A 16,657-nucleotide genomic window follows, 5' to 3' on the forward strand; every position below is an offset into this window, starting at 1 on the left:
TTAATTACAAATATTTAACAAAACCGCAATTGCACTTTTTACTAAAGTTTAAATAGTTTCTTGTTATCCAGTAATATGATAACCACCATCCACGTGTCTAATCTCTCCAGTAATTGAAAGATCTGGTCTAAAGAGGTGAATGATTTCATGAGCAAGATCCATAGGTTTGGCATTTCCTAAAGGACTCATTTTATTTGAAGTCTGCACATCTTCTTCGTTTAATGTGGCATTTCCTGCTTTACTTCCCATATATGGAGAAAAACGTAAGACATTCACTCGAATATCATGAGATCGTCCAAGCTCGTCTGCTAGCTCAACCGTTATTCTCTCTAAGGCAGCTTTTGCGATGCTAATATTTCGATACGGATGGAATGTAACCTTAGCGGCAGCAATGTAACTTAGAGAACAAATAGAAGCACCAGATTGTAGTACCTTATGTTTTAGTAAGTAATGCGTTAAACGTATAAGTGAATACGCTGATACATCCATAGTATCACAAAATTCGGCTTTGGTAACGTCTAGTAACGGTTTTACTTCTTTATTACGAATGGTTTTATCCATTGCAATGGCATGAAGGAATCCATTTAATTTGATGTTTTTTTCTGAAAGGCTACGTGCAAAAGAATCAATGTTATCATCTAGAGTAACATCGAGAATTTCAACTGATGAATCACCTAATTCTTCAGTGACAGCCTCCTTGAAGTCTTGAAAGTTTTTATTTAAAAATGCTTTGGCTTTTTCTGATAAGTTCTCATGATGCGAACTCACTCCAAGTCCAGTACAAACGACTTTTCCGCCTTGTTTAATAATCTCTTTGGCGACGTACATTGCAAGCGAATGTTTATCTGCGATACCAGTAATTAAGAATGTTGTATTTGAAAGCATAGTTTTTGTGTTAATGAAAATGACGGTTTGTATTTACCATTTGTATAAAGCTGTTCCCCAAGTCCAACCTGCACCAACGGCTGCGAATAATAGCAAATCTCCATTTTCAAATTGGTTGTTTTTTAAAGTCTCATCAAGAATTATAGGAATCGTTCCTCCTGAAGTATTTGCGTATCTGTCCATATTGGTTTTTACCTTTTCAAAAGGCAGATCAACACGTTTTGCAACTTCCTGAAGAATTTTTATACTTGGCTGATGAGGCAATAAGAATTTGATTTCGTCGACTGTTCGTTTGTTTTTTGAGAGTATTTCTTCAATGCATTTCGGAACCACGTCAATTGCAGTTTTATAAACTTCTTGACCATTCATTTGGAAATAGTGTCCTCCAGAATTGGTGGTATCTGCAGTCGCTGGTTTTTCAGATCCACCAGCAGGAATTGTAAAATGTTCTTTTCCGCTGCCATCAGTATGTAAAATAAAGTCAATAAATCCTTTATCTTCTGTAGTATCAGAAAGTACAATGGCACCTGCACCATCACCAAAAAACACAGCATCTCTTCGTGTCCAATCGGTTATGGTAGAAAACGTATCTGCACCAATCACGAGCACATTTTTATACATGCCAGACTTTATATATTGAACAGCAGTAGAGGTGGCAAATAAAGCACCAGAACACACAGCCGAAATATCAAAAGCGACCGCATTTGTAGCCTTTAATTTGTCTTGAACAAAACAAGCGCATGATGGCGCAAGTCTATCTGCAGTAGCTGTGGCTAAAATAATGAGATCAATATCATTAGGTGATAAATTGGCATCTTTAATGGCTAGTAATCCAGCTTCATAAGCTAAATCACTTGTGGTTTCGCCAGTTGAAATTCGACGTTCTTTAATACCAAGGTTTTCGAAAATCCATTTGTCTGATGATCCTACAGATTCAAAAAAGTCATTTTTGACAATATTTTTCGGAGCATAAGAACCAGTTCCTTTTATATATGCATTAATCATAGGCTAATTTTAGCCATCAAAATTCTATAATAATTAATAGAATAAACCCTAAAAATCAATTAGTTGGATATTATTGTGAGATGCATAAAAATGATATGCTCAAAAAACACATATGATAAAATGAGCTATATAAAGTCTCTCGAATTACAGTATTCGTAATTGAATTTTTCCCGATTGGATACATTTTTGCTCAATCTTGAGTCAAAATTAATGCTGTGAAGTGGTCTTGTGTTACCTTTTTCTTAGCTCGTCAAGTAATTGTTTTCGTTCGTTGGTCGATTCAGGATTTTTCAACCAAGCGTCGTATAAATCCTTTAGTCTTTTGCCATCAATTTCTAAGTCAGTTTTAAAATTGTAAGTCAAAAATGCATTCGGAATTCCAAACACATAGGTTCTAGGAAACACATTTAAATCGGTGATAACAGTTATTTCTGGGTAATCGTTAATTCGGTTTTGAAGTGGCAACAGCTTTGTTGTGATGCTATCGGTTACAAATACCTGAAGCGGCATCGCGTCTTTTTCTTTTAATTGGTAACTAAATAATGAATCGATTTCAATAGCTCTTTTTAGAATGTGAAGCGTATCTATTGCAGATGTATTTGGCATCGTAAGCAATTCATTGGTATTTGAGATATGATAGATCTGGTTTTGATTGTAGATGGACACACTCATTAAACTGCTATCATATTTCCATTTTAATTCAATGACATCCGTATTGATTTTAAGAAAGTCTATATACTGTGGTGATTCTGATATTATGGACTTTTGGATATCATCCTTTTTGTTTGGAAATTTTTCAATTAAATCCAATAGCATATTAGAGGTCACATCATATCGTACGCCTTGAATTGAATCTTGGGCACATAGAGTAGTGCTACTTATGAAGATGACACATAAGCCGATTGTTTTGAAAATGCTGTTCATTTTTTTCGGGCTAATACTAACATTCACGTTACTATTTACTTGATATTTTGTAAGCGATGAAGAATAGAAACAATCCAAGTATAGCATAAAAAATGCGTGACCCATTTCGTCCTAATATATTGACTAGAAACTCAGCCTTTCTGTTTTCGAAGAAAAAATCCCAATTAAGGATACTGGCTATAATTGAAAATGCACCAGCACCAATTGAAATGATTAAGGCAATCAGTTCTTTATTGTCTTCCATAGTAATTAAGCGTTGTTGTACAATTCTACTTCCCTTTCTTTAAGCGTTTTGCTGCTTTCTTTTCTTTAGGAGTTAGAGCTGCTTCTTTTTTTACGTTCTTTTTTGAGTCTTTACTTTTAGCCATGATCTGTTGTTTTAAGGTTTAGAAAACAAGTTAGTAAAATAAAGTTAGTACAGGCAGAACTAGTAATTAATTATTTAGCTGTAGGTAAATGCTGTCGTATTTCTAAACAAATTGTTAAAATCTGTTAACAATGGTTAATGACTGTAACATTTTTAAAATAGGGTCGTCTATAGAGTATAAACAATCAAATATCACAACCATGAGAACTTTAAACACAAACAGAATTACAGGAGCATCAAACAAAACGAAAAGCTTTGTTTGGAATACAAAAAGACGTTACAACTAAACACTATATATTAACCATCAATCAATAAATATCACAACCATGAGAACTTTAAACACAAACAGAATTACAGGAGCATCAAACAAAACGAAAAGCTTCGTTTGGAATACAAAAAGACGTTACAACTAAACAATACATATAAACCATCAATCAATACAATCACAATCATGAGAACTTTAAACACAAATAGAATTACAGCAACATCAAACAAATCAAAAGCTGTTGTTTGGAATACAAAAAGACGCTACAGTTAATAGCGAATACTATATAGATCACACATCAATCAAGATCATCAGTAAACACCCTTGTTAATTTATATTTTCAAGGGTTTTTATTTGCCTAGTAGTCAAAGAACAAGTAATTAATTATTTTGTTGTAGGTAAACACTCTCGTATTTCTAAATATATTGTTAAACTCTGTTAACAAGGGTTAATGACTGTAACATTTTTAAAATAGGGTCGTCTATAGAGTATAAACAATCAAATATCACAACCATGAGAACTTTAAACACAAACAGAATTACAGGAGCATCAAACAAAACGAAAAGCTTTGTTTGGAATACAAAAAGACGTTACAACTAAACACTATATATTAACCATCAATCAATAAATATCACAACCATGAGAACTTTAAACACAAACAGAATTACAGGAGCATCAAACAAAACGAAAAGCTTTGTTTGGAATACAAAAAGACGTTACAACTAAACAATACATATAAACCATCAATCAATAAAAATCACAATCATGAGAACTTTAAACACAAATAGAATTACAGCAACATCAAACAAATCAAAAGCTGTTGTTTGGAATACAAAAAGACGCTACAGTTAATAGCGAATACTATATAGATCACACATCAATCAAGATCATCAGTAAACACCCTTGTTAATTTATATTTTCAAGGGTTTTTATTTGCCTAGTAGTCATAGAACAAGTAATTAATTATTTTGTTGTAGGTAAACACTCTCGTATTTCTAAATATATTGTTAAACTCTGTTAACAAGGGTTAACGACTGTAACATTTTTAAAATAGGGTCGTCTATAGAGTATAAACAATCAAATATCACAACCATGAGAACTTTAAACACAAACAGAATTACAGGAGCATCAAATAAAACGAAAAGCTTCGTTTGGAATACAAAAAGACGTTACAACTAAACACTATATATTAACCATCAATCAATACAATCACAATCATGAGAACTTTAAACACAAATAGAATTACAGGAGCATCAAACAAAACGAAAAGTTTCGTTTGGAATACAAAAAGACGTTACAACTAAACACTATATATTAACCATCAATCAATACAATCACAATCATGAGAACTTTAAACACAAATAGAATTACAGCAACATCAAACAAATCAAAAGCAGTTGTTTGGAATACAAAAAGACGCTACAGTTAATAGCGAATACTATATAGATCAGACATCAATCAAGATCATCAGTAAACACCCTTGTTAATTTATATTTTCAAGGGTTTTTATTTGCCTAGTATTTATAGAATCCTTAATTAATTATAGACCTTGTAAGAGCCAGTTATTCTTTTCTCCATTTTTTAATTACTTCACTAAAAGTAATTTCTTTCCATTCTTTTTCCCATTGTTTATGAAATTTTATACTTTCAGATTTTGGCTCTGGGTCTGGCATTTCCATTTTTACAATTGCAGGCATTGGTGTTGCATCACCAACAATTAAACATTCTCCAGCAGATAAAGTTGGTAAAATATCAGTTATTGAGTTTGCATTGTTTGGTAAAAGACCTTTTATATAATTTTGGTCGCTAATATTTGTCAACCTAAGCGCAACAAAGTTATTGCATTGAGAAAAAATTGTATCAGAAACTTCTGAAGGTCTTTGACTAACAACCATTAAACTTAAACCATATTTTCGTCCTTCTTTTGCAATACGCTCAATTGATTTTTTAGACGATTTATATTCAGCACCACCAGATTTAGGAATATAATTATGTGCTTCTTCACAAACAATTAAGAAAGGAATATCATTTAATTCACCTTTGCTGTGCTTTAGTTTAGAATAATGAAAGGCAAAATCAAAAACCAACCTTGAGATTAAACTTACGGTAATGCTTAAAACTTCAAAAGGAACTCCACTTAAATCAATTATTGTGATATTAGATTTTTCCAAATAGCCTAAAAACTGCATTAAAATGTCTTTAAAATCACTTGTTTTGTATAATGAACCACCAGTTTTAATAGGTTTAAGTAAAAAGTCTAATCTTTTATCATTTATTTTGGTCTCTAATCTTGATAAAAAACGATTGAATTCGCCATTAAATGCACCATTACTTGCTTTAGTTGCTTTAGCAGTTGAAGTTGATATAAAACTTAATTCTTTATCAAAATATGTAGTAATATCATCTATTAAAGTACCATCATTTAATTTTGGTTTCTGTTCTTCAGATTCTATCTTATTTATAACTTCATTATTCATATTGAAAATGTAATTATATACTTCTTGAATACTAAAATAAACAGGCGTGTCATAATTTACTTTTGTCAATGTTGAATTATGCTTTTCTTTGTTTAGTATTACTGCCTTTTTAAATTGTGAAACTTGATTATGTGAATTTTGTTCGTTGCTTTCAATAAATAATGCTTCTAATTCTTCTGAGTTCATTAACCAATATGGGAGTTTCAATTTATCAACATCAAGAGAGTTTAAATTGAATTTTTCGTCATCTTCAATTTCAAATGCTGATTTGTATTCAGAATGAATATCAAAAATTATTACGTGTGCATTTTTTTGTTTTCCTTTATTTAAATTAGCTTTTTTATTTATTCCAACAACATCTTGTAAAATTTTTGCAACTGTGCAAGACTTTCCAGAACCAGTAGAACCTACAACAGCAATATGCTTACTAAAAAATCTATTTCCGTTTATGTGTAGTTTTATATCTCTATTTTGTATTAATTGCCCTAACTCAAATGAATAATTACTGTCTTTACTAAATATTTTATTCATTACTTCCTTGTCAATAATGAATACTTCTTCTGTTGGTGATGGCAGAATTGAACTTCCTTGTTTGAAATCTTCAAAAAACACTCCTATTGGTTGAGAGTTTATTAGGTATTTTCCATTTTCATCATTGATTTTTATGCTTTGAATAACACAAATCACAAAATTATGATTTCCTTCTTTGACCTGTAAATACTTTCCAATCTGTATTGCTTCTTTGTTGGCTTCAAAAACCTCATCATTATCAATTTTTATTAAAATTGAATTTGTAGAACTTTCAATTACTGATCCTATTTTCATTAAGTCTTTTTCTTCCATCTTATTTATAATTTTCTGATAGCAATAATAGATATTGAAGTTCCTTGAAATCTTCAATTTCAATATATTCGGTATTAATATCTTGTTTATCGATTTCCTTGAAATCTCTTTTCCCTACAATAAATAGGTCATCAGATTTTTCGCTATTTATTGCTTTTGATGTTTCATCTGAGTAACCACAAATTCGTATATCAAACTCTTTCCAACTTTGATTTTGTATTGTTTTAGGTTCTTTTAGAAATTCAATTTGAAAAAAGGTTGTACCTTTTATTCCATTTTCAAAACTCACCCCTTTTTGATGTAATCTACTTTCAATATTAGATAATAGTGATATGTTTTCTGTTTTTATACAGAAAATAGGTGTCTTATTGTGAAGTTTGATTTTATAATGATATTTACTAATATAGTTTGATATGAATTTTACAATTTCATTTTCAAAATTGATTATACTTTTTTCGTTAAAAATAAAATATCTTAATCTGTGATTTTTTTGAAGATTTGGTTTTAATTGGATTCTTCTTTTTTTTAAAAGATTTTCGTAAGATGTTAATTCTCTTGTCCATCTTGAAATTGCCGTTTTCTTATGCTTTTCTAAATCTCTAATAAAATCTGTATTTATTATTTTTCTATCTTCAGAATTGTGTAAAATACTCTTATTTGCAATAACTTGAATTGCATTTGGGTAGAACAAATCATTTATATCTTCTGTAGAAAAACTGCTCTTTTCTTTTATTAACTTTTTTATTTCATTGATTAAATCATCAAACGATTGACCTATCACAAAACTAAACTTCTTAGGTTTTAGAAAATCATCAATATTTATTGATAAATCTAAATCAGTTGCAGAATTGTAATAATCTATTATTTGTTTTTTTTCTGTACCATTTAATTTGGATTTTAAGAGAAGCTTTATTATTGCATCATCCTTTGGTGGTATTATTGTCGAAATATATTTTAGGTAACTTTTATCTTTTGATTTTAATATAGTTTCAATATTTTTTTTAGTAATTTTTTTTTCACCAATTTTTTCATCTGAAAAATGTGCATAAAGAATATACTGTATGTCTTTATCTTTATTTTTTGAATAATGAACCAACATTTGCAAAATTGGTTTTGAAATGTCGGATAAATTATATTTCTCTTTTGTTTCGTGATATTTACATTGAATTGCTTTTGTTATACCATCTGAATTAACATCTATATCTTCTATAATTCCTTCTACGGTTATTTCAGTTCCATTAGGTTCAGAGAATACCTGTTCAAGGGTTTTATTAAATTGATAAATGAATCCTTTTATTGTGTAATCTGCTTCTCTGCTCATAGTATACTCTAATTTGTTCTAACGTGTTTGCGTATGGTTTCGTTGCTTGAGGACTAAGTTTGCAACTAAGCAGAAACCCATTGTTCAGTAGCAAAGAAATTTCGTAATTTATGTTTACTAATTAATTTTCCTCTCTTGAATGCCAATACTCATCGTTGTTTGGATTTAATTGGTCAGAGTGATTGTCCAAATCTTCTTGTGTTGGGTCATCTTTAAATCTTTTCATGTTTAGGTTATTTTGATTAGGTTAAACTTAAATTTCATTTATATTTTTTACATTCGAGTACACACAGGACCAGCAATTAATTATACACGGTGTTGTAAGCAGTTTTTTATCCAAGTGTAATCCAATTCGAATTAGTAAGATTTGCAAAAATTTTGATTAAAATATAGCTTTTACTTTCCTTGCTGATTTCCATTTCTACGATACTTTCATATCTAAATAGGATTTCATTTGCTATATAATTAGACTTTCTACTTTTACTTGATATTTCTATTATACTTTGCTCTAATTGAATTAAATTTTCATTTTCATTATTCTTTTCATTGTTGTTTTTTTTAATTGCATTATTAATCTCATTAAAGAAATATTCATCCTCAATTCTTTGTGGTTTTGAGCAAGCAATACCATTTGAACCAGAACAATCATAAACCCATTTATAATGCCCATTTAATCTTTCTGCTCTAACAAAAGTTGAATTTTCTACCAGAGTATTATTTCTAGTATTGGTATATAAATCATTTGCTAAATGGAACGCAGGACTTGCATAGGCAACAAATGCACGATTATTTAATTTTCGAGCCAATTGCATTAATAATTCCTGTTGGTGTTTCTTAATTCCAAATCGCCAATATGGACTTCTTAATCCAAGAGCTTTTAAATTGCGAGGTCTATTTTTTAACCCTTCAGGTCTTTTAATTTGTAAAAAAAGGTTAAGACTAAAATCTGGAAGTTTTCTTTTACGTTTTATTTTTCTCCATACATACCCAAAATTATAATCAGATAGAATAACACTATTTGGATAATCAAAATGACCAATAGTTTTCCAAAAATCAGGTCTTAAAACTTCTAAAGAAGTATCAATCCCAAAGTTTCCTTCAAACACTTGACCTGGTGACCACATATTGTTAGATTCCATCATTAGCTGATGAATTAAGGGACTTTCATATTCTTTTTCTTCAAATTCTGCTTCCATTCGGTAAATTGCTTACAACTCGTTATATGCGGAAAGATATACTCATTATCCAGAGCTACATTACGGATAGCCGTAACTTATGTTTGTTTTTATTCATATTGGTACGTTGTCACTGTTTTATAAATATCTGCTGTTGACGTCCGTGTAATAGTTTCTGTTTGTTTCAGTATATAATCATTAGCATCAAATTCGTAACTAAATGTTCCTGTTACTGAAACGTTTAAAACAAAATGATAGGCATGGTAATCTGAAACATAGTTTTCACTTATTTTAGTAGCTCTTTGTTGACCTAAACCAAATTGAGTATTAAGCGCACTATTATTTTTCCATTCACTCCCAAATAAATATTGACTATATCTGTATTCTTTAGAACTAGTCTTGTTTAAATAGTTGTATGTTTCTTCGTATGTCGTGTTATTATCTGCATTATTTTTAGTTTGCTTAGTCAAATTATTATTTACATATTCAAATAGTCTTTGATCTACAAGATCGTTATCACTATTAAATAGTTTGTCTTCTATCATGAAATTGTCGCTATTTAGTGTGATGGTGTTTGCATGAAATCCGCCATCACTCCAAGAATTTTCAGATTGAATTACGTTTCCATTATAGACAAAGTCTTTTTGGCGACTCACAGTAATCGGGTTATTTGGACTAGGAATTACTTTTTTTTGTATTAATTGATTAAAGCTATTGTAAGCATAGGTTATTGTCCATTCCAAATTATTATTGGCGTCAAATTCTAAAATTCTTGAGATTAAACCTCTCTCATAATAGATGTCATCATAACTACCGTTAGAATGTTGAATGTTAATTAATTTATCGTAATAAAAATTAAATTTTGAACTAGCAGTTGGCGTGTTATTAGTGTAATAATCTTCGGTTATTGAAACTAAATCTTTTGTGGTGTTCGAAACTTTACCATTATTATCATCATCATCAGAACTACAAGATGATAGTATTAATAAAAGTGACATGATAAGTAGTGCATTCAGTTTTTTCATTGGGTAAAATTTGATTTAAATTGTTTGAAACTGCTTATGTACGGAAAAGTACACACATTATCCTTAGCTATATTACGGATAGCCGGAACTTTTGTTCAACGTAAATTTATAACAAATACCAATACTTTATATACGTAGAAACTACGTATATTTTAATACATAATGCGTCTAAATAGATCGTGGTTATTACACATGTTATTGTGAAAGGTTAATTTATTTTCTGTGTATTGACCTTCTGGTTTTTTATGGTATTGTCTATTTTATTATACCCTAAGTATTGTGGTGTAATAATAGTTTCTTTATCATAAATATGAGATTTTATAGTAGCTACAGCTTGAAGTGCAACAGATATTGAGGAAGGTGATAAATCTGTAGTAGTAGGAATTATACCATTTATTTTTGGTGAACTTATTCCTGTAACTCTCACTTCTAAAGAGCCTTCAATTTTATTAGTATTTGCAGTCAAACCAAATGGACTTGATAAATTAATTCCAGCTTTTTTCGTTTTTACTTTTGCAACCATTCGCACTCCAATTCCCACTAAAACAGATTCTGCTTCCTCTCCTGTTCCATAAACTAAAGTTTGTGTTTGAGAATAGTCATAAATAACTTGATATACTTTGTTCTTTCCCGAAATACCAATGCCTAATACTTTTAATTCGCCATTATGCTCCACTTCATACACAGTTACATTAGAAACAATATTTGGCAATGAACGTAATAAGGTTTTGTCATTTTTTAAATCTGAAATATCCATTACTTCTTGAAACAAACTGTCATTGACATAAGTGATTTCTCCATAGTAATGTTGAGGGACTGTAAGTGCAATATAATCTGAAGTAAATATTTCTACTTGAGCATTCATGGTTTGCGCTATACATGCTAAAACAATCAATAAACAATTAAATTTTTTCATAATACTTGGTTTTAGGTTGTTACTACTAGTTTTATAATGGGAAAATTACCAATAGTAAGCGCTAAAAACCATACCCAACAAAGGGTATATTATACAAAAAGAGCTATAACATTACGCTATAGCTCTTTTTGAAAATTATTTTTTAGTGTATTATTCTATAATACCACCACAACTTACTCTAGCACCAGCAGCACCAGATGGTTGAGAAGTAAAGTCATCAACACCTTGGTGTACGATGATCGCTTTTCCTAAAATATCTTTGGTCGCGTCACCACAACCTATACACCATTCGTCAGTAATTTTAGTGATGGTACCACGACCATCGCTATTTGCTGTAAAGTTTCCAATATCACCTTTGTGATATCCTTTTGCATCTGCCCATTTTCCGTGTGGCTGTGCAGTAGGATTCCAATGGCCTCCAGAAGATTTTCCGTCGTCAGAAGAACAATCGGCTTTGTCATGAATATGAATCGCATGCTCTCCAGGAGTTAATTTACTCAAAACAGCAATCATAGTTACGATGCCACCTTCTTGTGTGAATACAATATTACCAGTCGCAGTACTTCCACTTTTTGAGTCTAAACTCATAGCTACTTTTCGTGTTTCAGAATAATAGGCTGGCTTTTCTTTTACTTCAGTTAATACAGGCGTTTTTGTTGCAGCTTCAGTTGCTACTTCTGTAGCAGCCTCTTCTACAACCGTTTCTGTTTCTTTTTTATCGCTTTTACAGGATACAAATAGACATGTTGCCATTATTGCTAGTCCTAAAATTTTGTGTTTCATCATTTAGTGTTTAAGTCGTTAATTCAATTTGAAAGATACTGATTATTTAATTCGCACTAAAATTATTTTTTGTTTAAATATTGGTATGATAAATGTCATTTTTATTGCCATATCTAGACCTTACCTTTGACTAATAATTAAAGGTTTATTTGCCATTAATGGTGAATAATTATAACACAAACACTAAATTTTAAATCATGAAAAAAATAATCGTACCAATTGATTTTTCTCAATATTCTGAATTTGCACTTGAAACTGCTGCAATTATGGCAAAGAAAAATGATGCCGAAATAATTGCATTACATATGTTAGAAATGTCTACCAATATGCTAGTAGATTCTGGAGATGACCAACAAATGCAAACGGTATTCTTTTTGAAACTTGCTGAAAAGAAATTTAATGAGTTTCTAGAAAGAGACTATTTAAAAGACGTGAAAGTCACACCTGTTGTAAAACACTTTAAAGTGTTTCGCGAAGTCAATGATGTAGCTACAGAACACAATGCAGATTTAATTGTGATGGGTTCTCATGGCGCTAGTGGTCTTTCCGAAATTTTTGTAGGATCAAATACCGAAAAGGTAGTAAGACATTCTGTTGTTCCTGTGCTTATCGTTAAGCAAAAACCAGTGAATGTTCAGTTTGAAACTGTTGTTTTCGCTTGTGATTTTTCAGAAGCAATGATTGAACCTTACGTGAAAGCATGTCAGTTTTTTGAAAATTCAAATTCTAACTTGAAACTCTTATATGTAAACTTACCAGGAGAGCGTTTTAAAAACTCTGCTGAAATGGAATCTACAGTAGCGAAGTTTCTAGAAAAGGTTGATGGTAATTTAAATAAGATAAATGACATCCATTACATTTCAGATTATACAGTTGAAGATGGTGTACTAGCATTTGCTAATCTTATTGGAGCTGATTTAATTGCTGTACCAACGCATGGACGACGAGGGATTTCTCATTTCTTTAGCGGAAGTATAGGTGAAGATATTGCGAATCATTCTACCTTACCAGTGATTACATTTAAAATATAAATACATAAAGTAAGCGCATAAAAAAAGAGTTAGGAAACTAACTCTTTTTTTAATGTTTAACGGTTAAGGTTTAAAATTGTTCAATCAAAAAGTTGATTAAATCTGTACTGGTTACAATACCTACAAGTTCACCATTGTCTACAACAGGTAGGGCATGAAACTCATTTTTAGTTATTATTCCTGCAACCTCCTTAATGCTCGTTTCTGAATTTACAGTCACTACATTTTTAGACATCACTTGATCAATTGTAAACATATTGTATACAACAGTATCGACTTCTGTTTCATCTTCATTTAATGCATCAGCAAAACTAATTCGTAATAAATCAGTATAGCTTAACATTCCAATAATAACGTCTCCTGATACGACAGGAATATGTCTAATATGGTGTTGTTTGAATAGTGTTTCGGCAGTCTCTAAATCGTCTGTTCTATTTACTGCAATAATATCTTTGGTCATTATAGTTGACACTGGCATACGCTTTCTCATAATGGTTTAGGTTTTAATTTCTATACTAAAGATACCCATATACGCTACTCGAAACTATGATAAAAGTCATAATTCCTGCGTACCTAATACATTAACTTTGAGATATTGTATCAATACTATGGGATCACAATCGGTAATACCAATAACAACTAATGCTCAGAGAAAGCAGTTTATAAATCATTTGCTAAATGATATAGAAGCGCTGGACATGATGATTAAATCTGATGCCTTCGAAAAAGGGGTTCAGCGTATTGGTGCCGAACAAGAACTTTGTATTGTAGATAAGTATTACAGACCTTCCTTTAATGCCTTAGAAATTTTAGAAAAAATTAATGACCCTCACTTTACTACAGAGTTGGGTCTTTTTAATGTAGAGGCTAACCTTGATCCTCTAGTCTTAAAGGAAAACTGCTTTACACAATTAGAAAAAGACCTCTGTGATTTAATTGATAAAGCACACCAAGCTGCGGAAGCTATAGATTATAACAAAATCATTCTTACCGGAATTTTACCAACGTTTAAACGAAAGGATCTTGTGTTTGAAAACATGACGCCTCACCAACGTTATAAAGTGCTCAATGATGTAATGAAGAAGGTGAGAGGTAACGATTTTAGAGTGAAAGTAAGAGGTGTAGACGAGCTGATTCTAGATCACGAATCTATTTTATTTGAAGCTTGTAATACCAGCTTTCAAGTCCACCTCCAAATTGATTTAGAGAATATTGTAGATCAGTATAATTGGTCGCAAGCAATTGCTGGACCTGTATTATCTGTGATGACGAATTCGCCAATGCTTTTAGGACGAGAGTTGTGGAGTGAAACGCGAATTGCTTTATTTCAGCAGAGTATAGATTTAAGAAACACGTCTCAATTACTAAGAGAACAAAAAGCGCGAGTAAACTTCGGAAACAATTGGATTAAAGATTCTATTTTAGAAGTGTTTACAGATGACGTTGCACGATATGCACCTTTAGTGACTGCCGATTTATCTGGCAATCCTATTGATGATTTAAAAAACGGAATTAAACCAGATCTTAAAGCGATTGGCTTACATAATGGAACCTTGTACAAATGGAATAGAGTCTGTTATGGTGTTCATAAAAATGTCGCACATCTACGTATTGAAAATAGATACATTCCTTCTGGTCCAAGCATAAAAGATGAAATTGCTAACGCGATGTTTTGGGTTGGTACCATGTTAGGAATGCCAGACGATTGTAAATCGATTTGGAAACGCATGGAATTTAAAGATGCCAAAGGAAATTTTATCAAAGCAGCACGAACTGGTTTGGATACCTATTTCAATTGGTTTGGTAGTGGTATTTCAGCAAAGAAATTGATAAAACTTGTCTTGTTGCCAATGGCTCACGACGGGCTTTTAAAAGCGAATGTAGATCTAAAAGATATTGAGTTTTATCTCAATATCATCAAAGAACGTGTTGATAAAAATACAACTGGTAGCAAGTGGTTAGTAAGAAGTAGTAGAATGCTACAAGAAACGGTTTCTAGAGAAGAGGCCAATATATTATTAGCCTATCACATGCATAAAAACCAGCAGGAAAATTTACCTGTTAGTAAATGGGAATTAGCGAAACCTTTAGCGAGGAAAGACGCAAATTCTAGTAATAAAGTACATAAGGTAATGTCTACTCAGATTTTTACAGTTCATGAAAATGATTCAGTGCGCCTTATTAAAAACATCATGCTTTGGAAAGATATTCATCACATTCCTGTGATTAATACGAATCATAAAATCGTTGGAATTATTTCAGCAAGTGATATTTCTGATTTGGATAAGTTTGATGATTACTCTGCATCTCAAGTGATGCAAAAAGAAATTAAAACTGCAATTCCAGACATGCTTATTGAAGATGCTAAGTCTTTAATGATTGAACATAAAATACGCTGTTTACCAATTGTTGATCATAATGAATTAGTAGGCATAATTACCAAAACAGATTTAGAAAAAATTAATTTATAGCCATGATAAAAGAAGCTACCAAACCCTTAACCTATATGGTTAAAGATAGAATTTTCTATAGCCAGAATAATGATGTCAATGGCACTACAGTAATATGTGTTGGTGGTATTCATGGTAATGAACCAGCAGGTGTTTATGGTTTGCAAAAAGTGATTAGTGATATTATCGTAAATAATATTACCATTAAAGGTAATTTTTATGCCTTACTAGGTAATATGAATGCTTTGAAAACGAGCATGCGTTATAAAGACTTTGACCTTAATAGGCTATGGACAAAAGATGAAATCGAGTCCTTAGATGATGACGATGATTTTTTTGAGTTTGAAGAGAAGAAAGAACAGCATGAATTATATAATACTATTAAAGATATTTGTAATACTAATAATGGTGATTTTGTATTTGTAGATTTACATACCACATCGTCTCCAACAGTTCCTTTTATAACCATTAGTGACTCACTTAATAATAGAGGTTTAGCCAATAAGTTTAATATTCCTATTGTTTTGGGTATTGAAGAATATTTAGATGGACCATTGCTGTCTTATATCAACGAATTTGGTCATATATCTGTAGGTTTTGAAGCTGGTCAGCACGATGATGAAAATTCTATATTGTATTGTGAAGCTTTTGTTTGGATGGTTATGGAAAAACTAGGCATGGTATCAAAAGACCAATTTGCCTATAAAAGTTCGAATAGATTACTGACCATTGAAAATGGTTTTTACGAAATTATTTATAGACATTCTTTATCTGAATCTAATCAGTTTAAGATGAAACCTGGTTTCAAGAATTTCAAACCTGTAATGAAACATCAATCTCTAGCTTATAATGGTAGTAGCGAAGTGAAAAGCCCATTTACCGGATTGATTTTTATGCCATTGTATCAAAAGCAAGGTGAGGATGGCTTTTTTGTAGTTCGGAAATTATCCAAGTTCTGGCTAATACTATCTAAAGTATTGAGAAGTTTGAAGTTCCATCAATTTTTAAGACTACTTCCTGGTATTAACAAACATCCAGAAAATGATTATTGTCTCGTTGCAAACCGAAGAATAGCGTTGTTTTTAACGACTAAAATATTTCATTTATTCGGCTATAGAAAGAAGATTATTATAGAGGATAAAATTCACTTTATAAAACGTGACCGAAAAGTAACGCCTTTTAGTTAACGC

At 31.2% G+C, this 16,657-nt stretch carries 14 protein-coding genes; 3 read left to right on the top strand and 11 right to left on the bottom strand.

Annotated features, from left to right (window positions below; translation table 11 throughout):
- Nucleotides 1–63 precede the first annotated feature (63 nt).
- From RH81_RS14025 to RH81_RS14070, 10 genes are all read right to left on the bottom strand, one after another.
- The gene (locus RH81_RS14025; protein WP_033961435.1) at nucleotides 64–885 is read right to left on the bottom strand and encodes an SDR family oxidoreductase; all 822 of its coding nucleotides are present in this window, start codon (nucleotides 883–885) and stop codon (nucleotides 64–66) included.
- Between the two features lie 33 nt (nucleotides 886–918).
- Nucleotides 919–1,890, bottom strand: a complete 972-nt coding sequence (locus RH81_RS14030; protein ID WP_033961437.1) for a 3-oxoacyl-ACP synthase III family protein — start codon at nucleotides 1,888–1,890, stop codon at nucleotides 919–921.
- Between the two features lie 231 nt (nucleotides 1,891–2,121).
- Nucleotides 2,122–2,814 carry a hypothetical protein gene (locus RH81_RS14035; protein WP_152604842.1) on the bottom strand — a complete coding sequence of 231 codons (693 nt, stop codon included), beginning with the start codon at nucleotides 2,812–2,814 and terminating at the stop codon, nucleotides 2,122–2,124.
- Between the two features lie 31 nt (nucleotides 2,815–2,845).
- A complete protein-coding gene (locus RH81_RS14040) occupies nucleotides 2,846–3,058 on the bottom strand; it encodes an immunity 17 family protein (RefSeq protein WP_033961439.1) in 213 nt (70 codons plus the stop codon).
- A 1,950-nt stretch (nucleotides 3,059–5,008) separates the two neighbouring features.
- A complete protein-coding gene (locus RH81_RS14045) occupies nucleotides 5,009–6,766 on the bottom strand; it encodes an ATP-binding protein (protein ID WP_206539390.1) in 1,758 nt (585 codons plus the stop codon).
- A 1-nt stretch (nucleotide 6,767) separates the two neighbouring features.
- Nucleotides 6,768–8,087 carry a hypothetical protein gene (locus tag RH81_RS16625; protein ID WP_052172571.1) on the bottom strand — a complete coding sequence of 440 codons (1,320 nt, stop codon included), beginning with the start codon at nucleotides 8,085–8,087 and terminating at the stop codon, nucleotides 6,768–6,770.
- A 332-nt stretch (nucleotides 8,088–8,419) separates the two neighbouring features.
- A complete protein-coding gene (locus tag RH81_RS14055; RefSeq protein ID WP_033961440.1) occupies nucleotides 8,420–9,283 on the bottom strand; it encodes a hypothetical protein in 864 nt (287 codons plus the stop codon).
- A gap of 89 nt (nucleotides 9,284–9,372) precedes the next feature.
- Entirely contained in the window at nucleotides 9,373–10,287 is a 915-nt protein-coding gene (locus tag RH81_RS14060; RefSeq protein WP_033961441.1) for a hypothetical protein, read from the bottom strand.
- Nucleotides 10,288–10,495: 208 nt separating this feature from the next.
- Nucleotides 10,496–11,203: a hypothetical protein gene (locus RH81_RS14065; protein WP_033961444.1), complete on the bottom strand. Its 708-nt coding sequence runs from the start codon at nucleotides 11,201–11,203 to the stop codon at nucleotides 10,496–10,498.
- Between the two features lie 150 nt (nucleotides 11,204–11,353).
- Complete coding sequence (locus tag RH81_RS14070) at nucleotides 11,354–11,986, bottom strand: superoxide dismutase family protein (protein WP_033962155.1); 633 nt, start codon at nucleotides 11,984–11,986, stop codon at nucleotides 11,354–11,356.
- 197 nt (nucleotides 11,987–12,183) lie between these two features.
- Here RH81_RS14070 and RH81_RS14075 point away from each other — a divergent pair, with 197 nt between their 5' ends.
- Nucleotides 12,184–13,017 carry a universal stress protein gene (locus tag RH81_RS14075; protein WP_033961446.1) on the top strand — a complete coding sequence of 278 codons (834 nt, stop codon included), beginning with the start codon at nucleotides 12,184–12,186 and terminating at the stop codon, nucleotides 13,015–13,017.
- Nucleotides 13,018–13,087: 70 nt separating this feature from the next.
- On the opposite strand, the gene RH81_RS14080 is transcribed toward RH81_RS14075, so the two are convergent.
- Complete coding sequence (locus RH81_RS14080) at nucleotides 13,088–13,507, bottom strand: CBS domain-containing protein (protein WP_033961448.1); 420 nt, start codon at nucleotides 13,505–13,507, stop codon at nucleotides 13,088–13,090.
- Nucleotides 13,508–13,604: 97 nt separating this feature from the next.
- Here RH81_RS14080 and RH81_RS14085 point away from each other — a divergent pair, with 97 nt between their 5' ends.
- On the top strand, nucleotides 13,605–15,488 hold the full coding sequence (locus RH81_RS14085) for a CBS domain-containing protein (protein WP_241478989.1): 1,884 nt from the start codon (nucleotides 13,605–13,607) through the stop codon (nucleotides 15,486–15,488).
- Nucleotides 15,489–15,490: 2 nt separating this feature from the next.
- Entirely contained in the window at nucleotides 15,491–16,654 is a 1,164-nt protein-coding gene (locus RH81_RS14090; RefSeq protein WP_052172572.1) for a M14 family metallopeptidase, read from the top strand.
- Nucleotides 16,655–16,657: the final 3 nt, after the last annotated feature.

It is taken from the genome of Psychroserpens jangbogonensis, from assembly GCF_000797465.1.
In the GTDB taxonomy this organism is placed as follows: domain Bacteria; phylum Bacteroidota; class Bacteroidia; order Flavobacteriales; family Flavobacteriaceae; genus Psychroserpens; species Psychroserpens jangbogonensis.

Coding starts and splice junctions, on each gene's coding strand:
- RH81_RS14075 (WP_033961446.1), top strand. CDS start 12,184: ATGAAAAAAATAATCGTACCAATTGATTTTTCTCAATATTCTGAATTT.
- RH81_RS14060 (WP_033961441.1), bottom strand. CDS start 10,287: ATGAAAAAACTGAATGCACTACTTATCATGTCACTTTTATTAATACTA.
- RH81_RS14040 (WP_033961439.1), bottom strand. CDS start 3,058: ATGGAAGACAATAAAGAACTGATTGCCTTAATCATTTCAATTGGTGCT.
- RH81_RS14070 (WP_033962155.1), bottom strand. CDS start 11,986: ATGAAACACAAAATTTTAGGACTAGCAATAATGGCAACATGTCTATTT.
- RH81_RS14090 (WP_052172572.1), top strand. CDS start 15,491: ATGATAAAAGAAGCTACCAAACCCTTAACCTATATGGTTAAAGATAGA.
- RH81_RS14065 (WP_033961444.1), bottom strand. CDS start 11,203: ATGAAAAAATTTAATTGTTTATTGATTGTTTTAGCATGTATAGCGCAA.
- RH81_RS14055 (WP_033961440.1), bottom strand. CDS start 9,283: ATGGAAGCAGAATTTGAAGAAAAAGAATATGAAAGTCCCTTAATTCAT.
- RH81_RS16625 (WP_052172571.1), bottom strand. CDS start 8,087: ATGAGCAGAGAAGCAGATTACACAATAAAAGGATTCATTTATCAATTT.
- RH81_RS14045 (WP_206539390.1), bottom strand. CDS start 6,766: ATGGAAGAAAAAGACTTAATGAAAATAGGATCAGTAATTGAAAGTTCT.
- RH81_RS14030 (WP_033961437.1), bottom strand. CDS start 1,890: ATGATTAATGCATATATAAAAGGAACTGGTTCTTATGCTCCGAAAAAT.
- RH81_RS14035 (WP_152604842.1), bottom strand. CDS start 2,814: ATGAACAGCATTTTCAAAACAATCGGCTTATGTGTCATCTTCATAAGT.
- RH81_RS14080 (WP_033961448.1), bottom strand. CDS start 13,507: ATGAGAAAGCGTATGCCAGTGTCAACTATAATGACCAAAGATATTATT.
- RH81_RS14025 (WP_033961435.1), bottom strand. CDS start 885: ATGCTTTCAAATACAACATTCTTAATTACTGGTATCGCAGATAAACAT.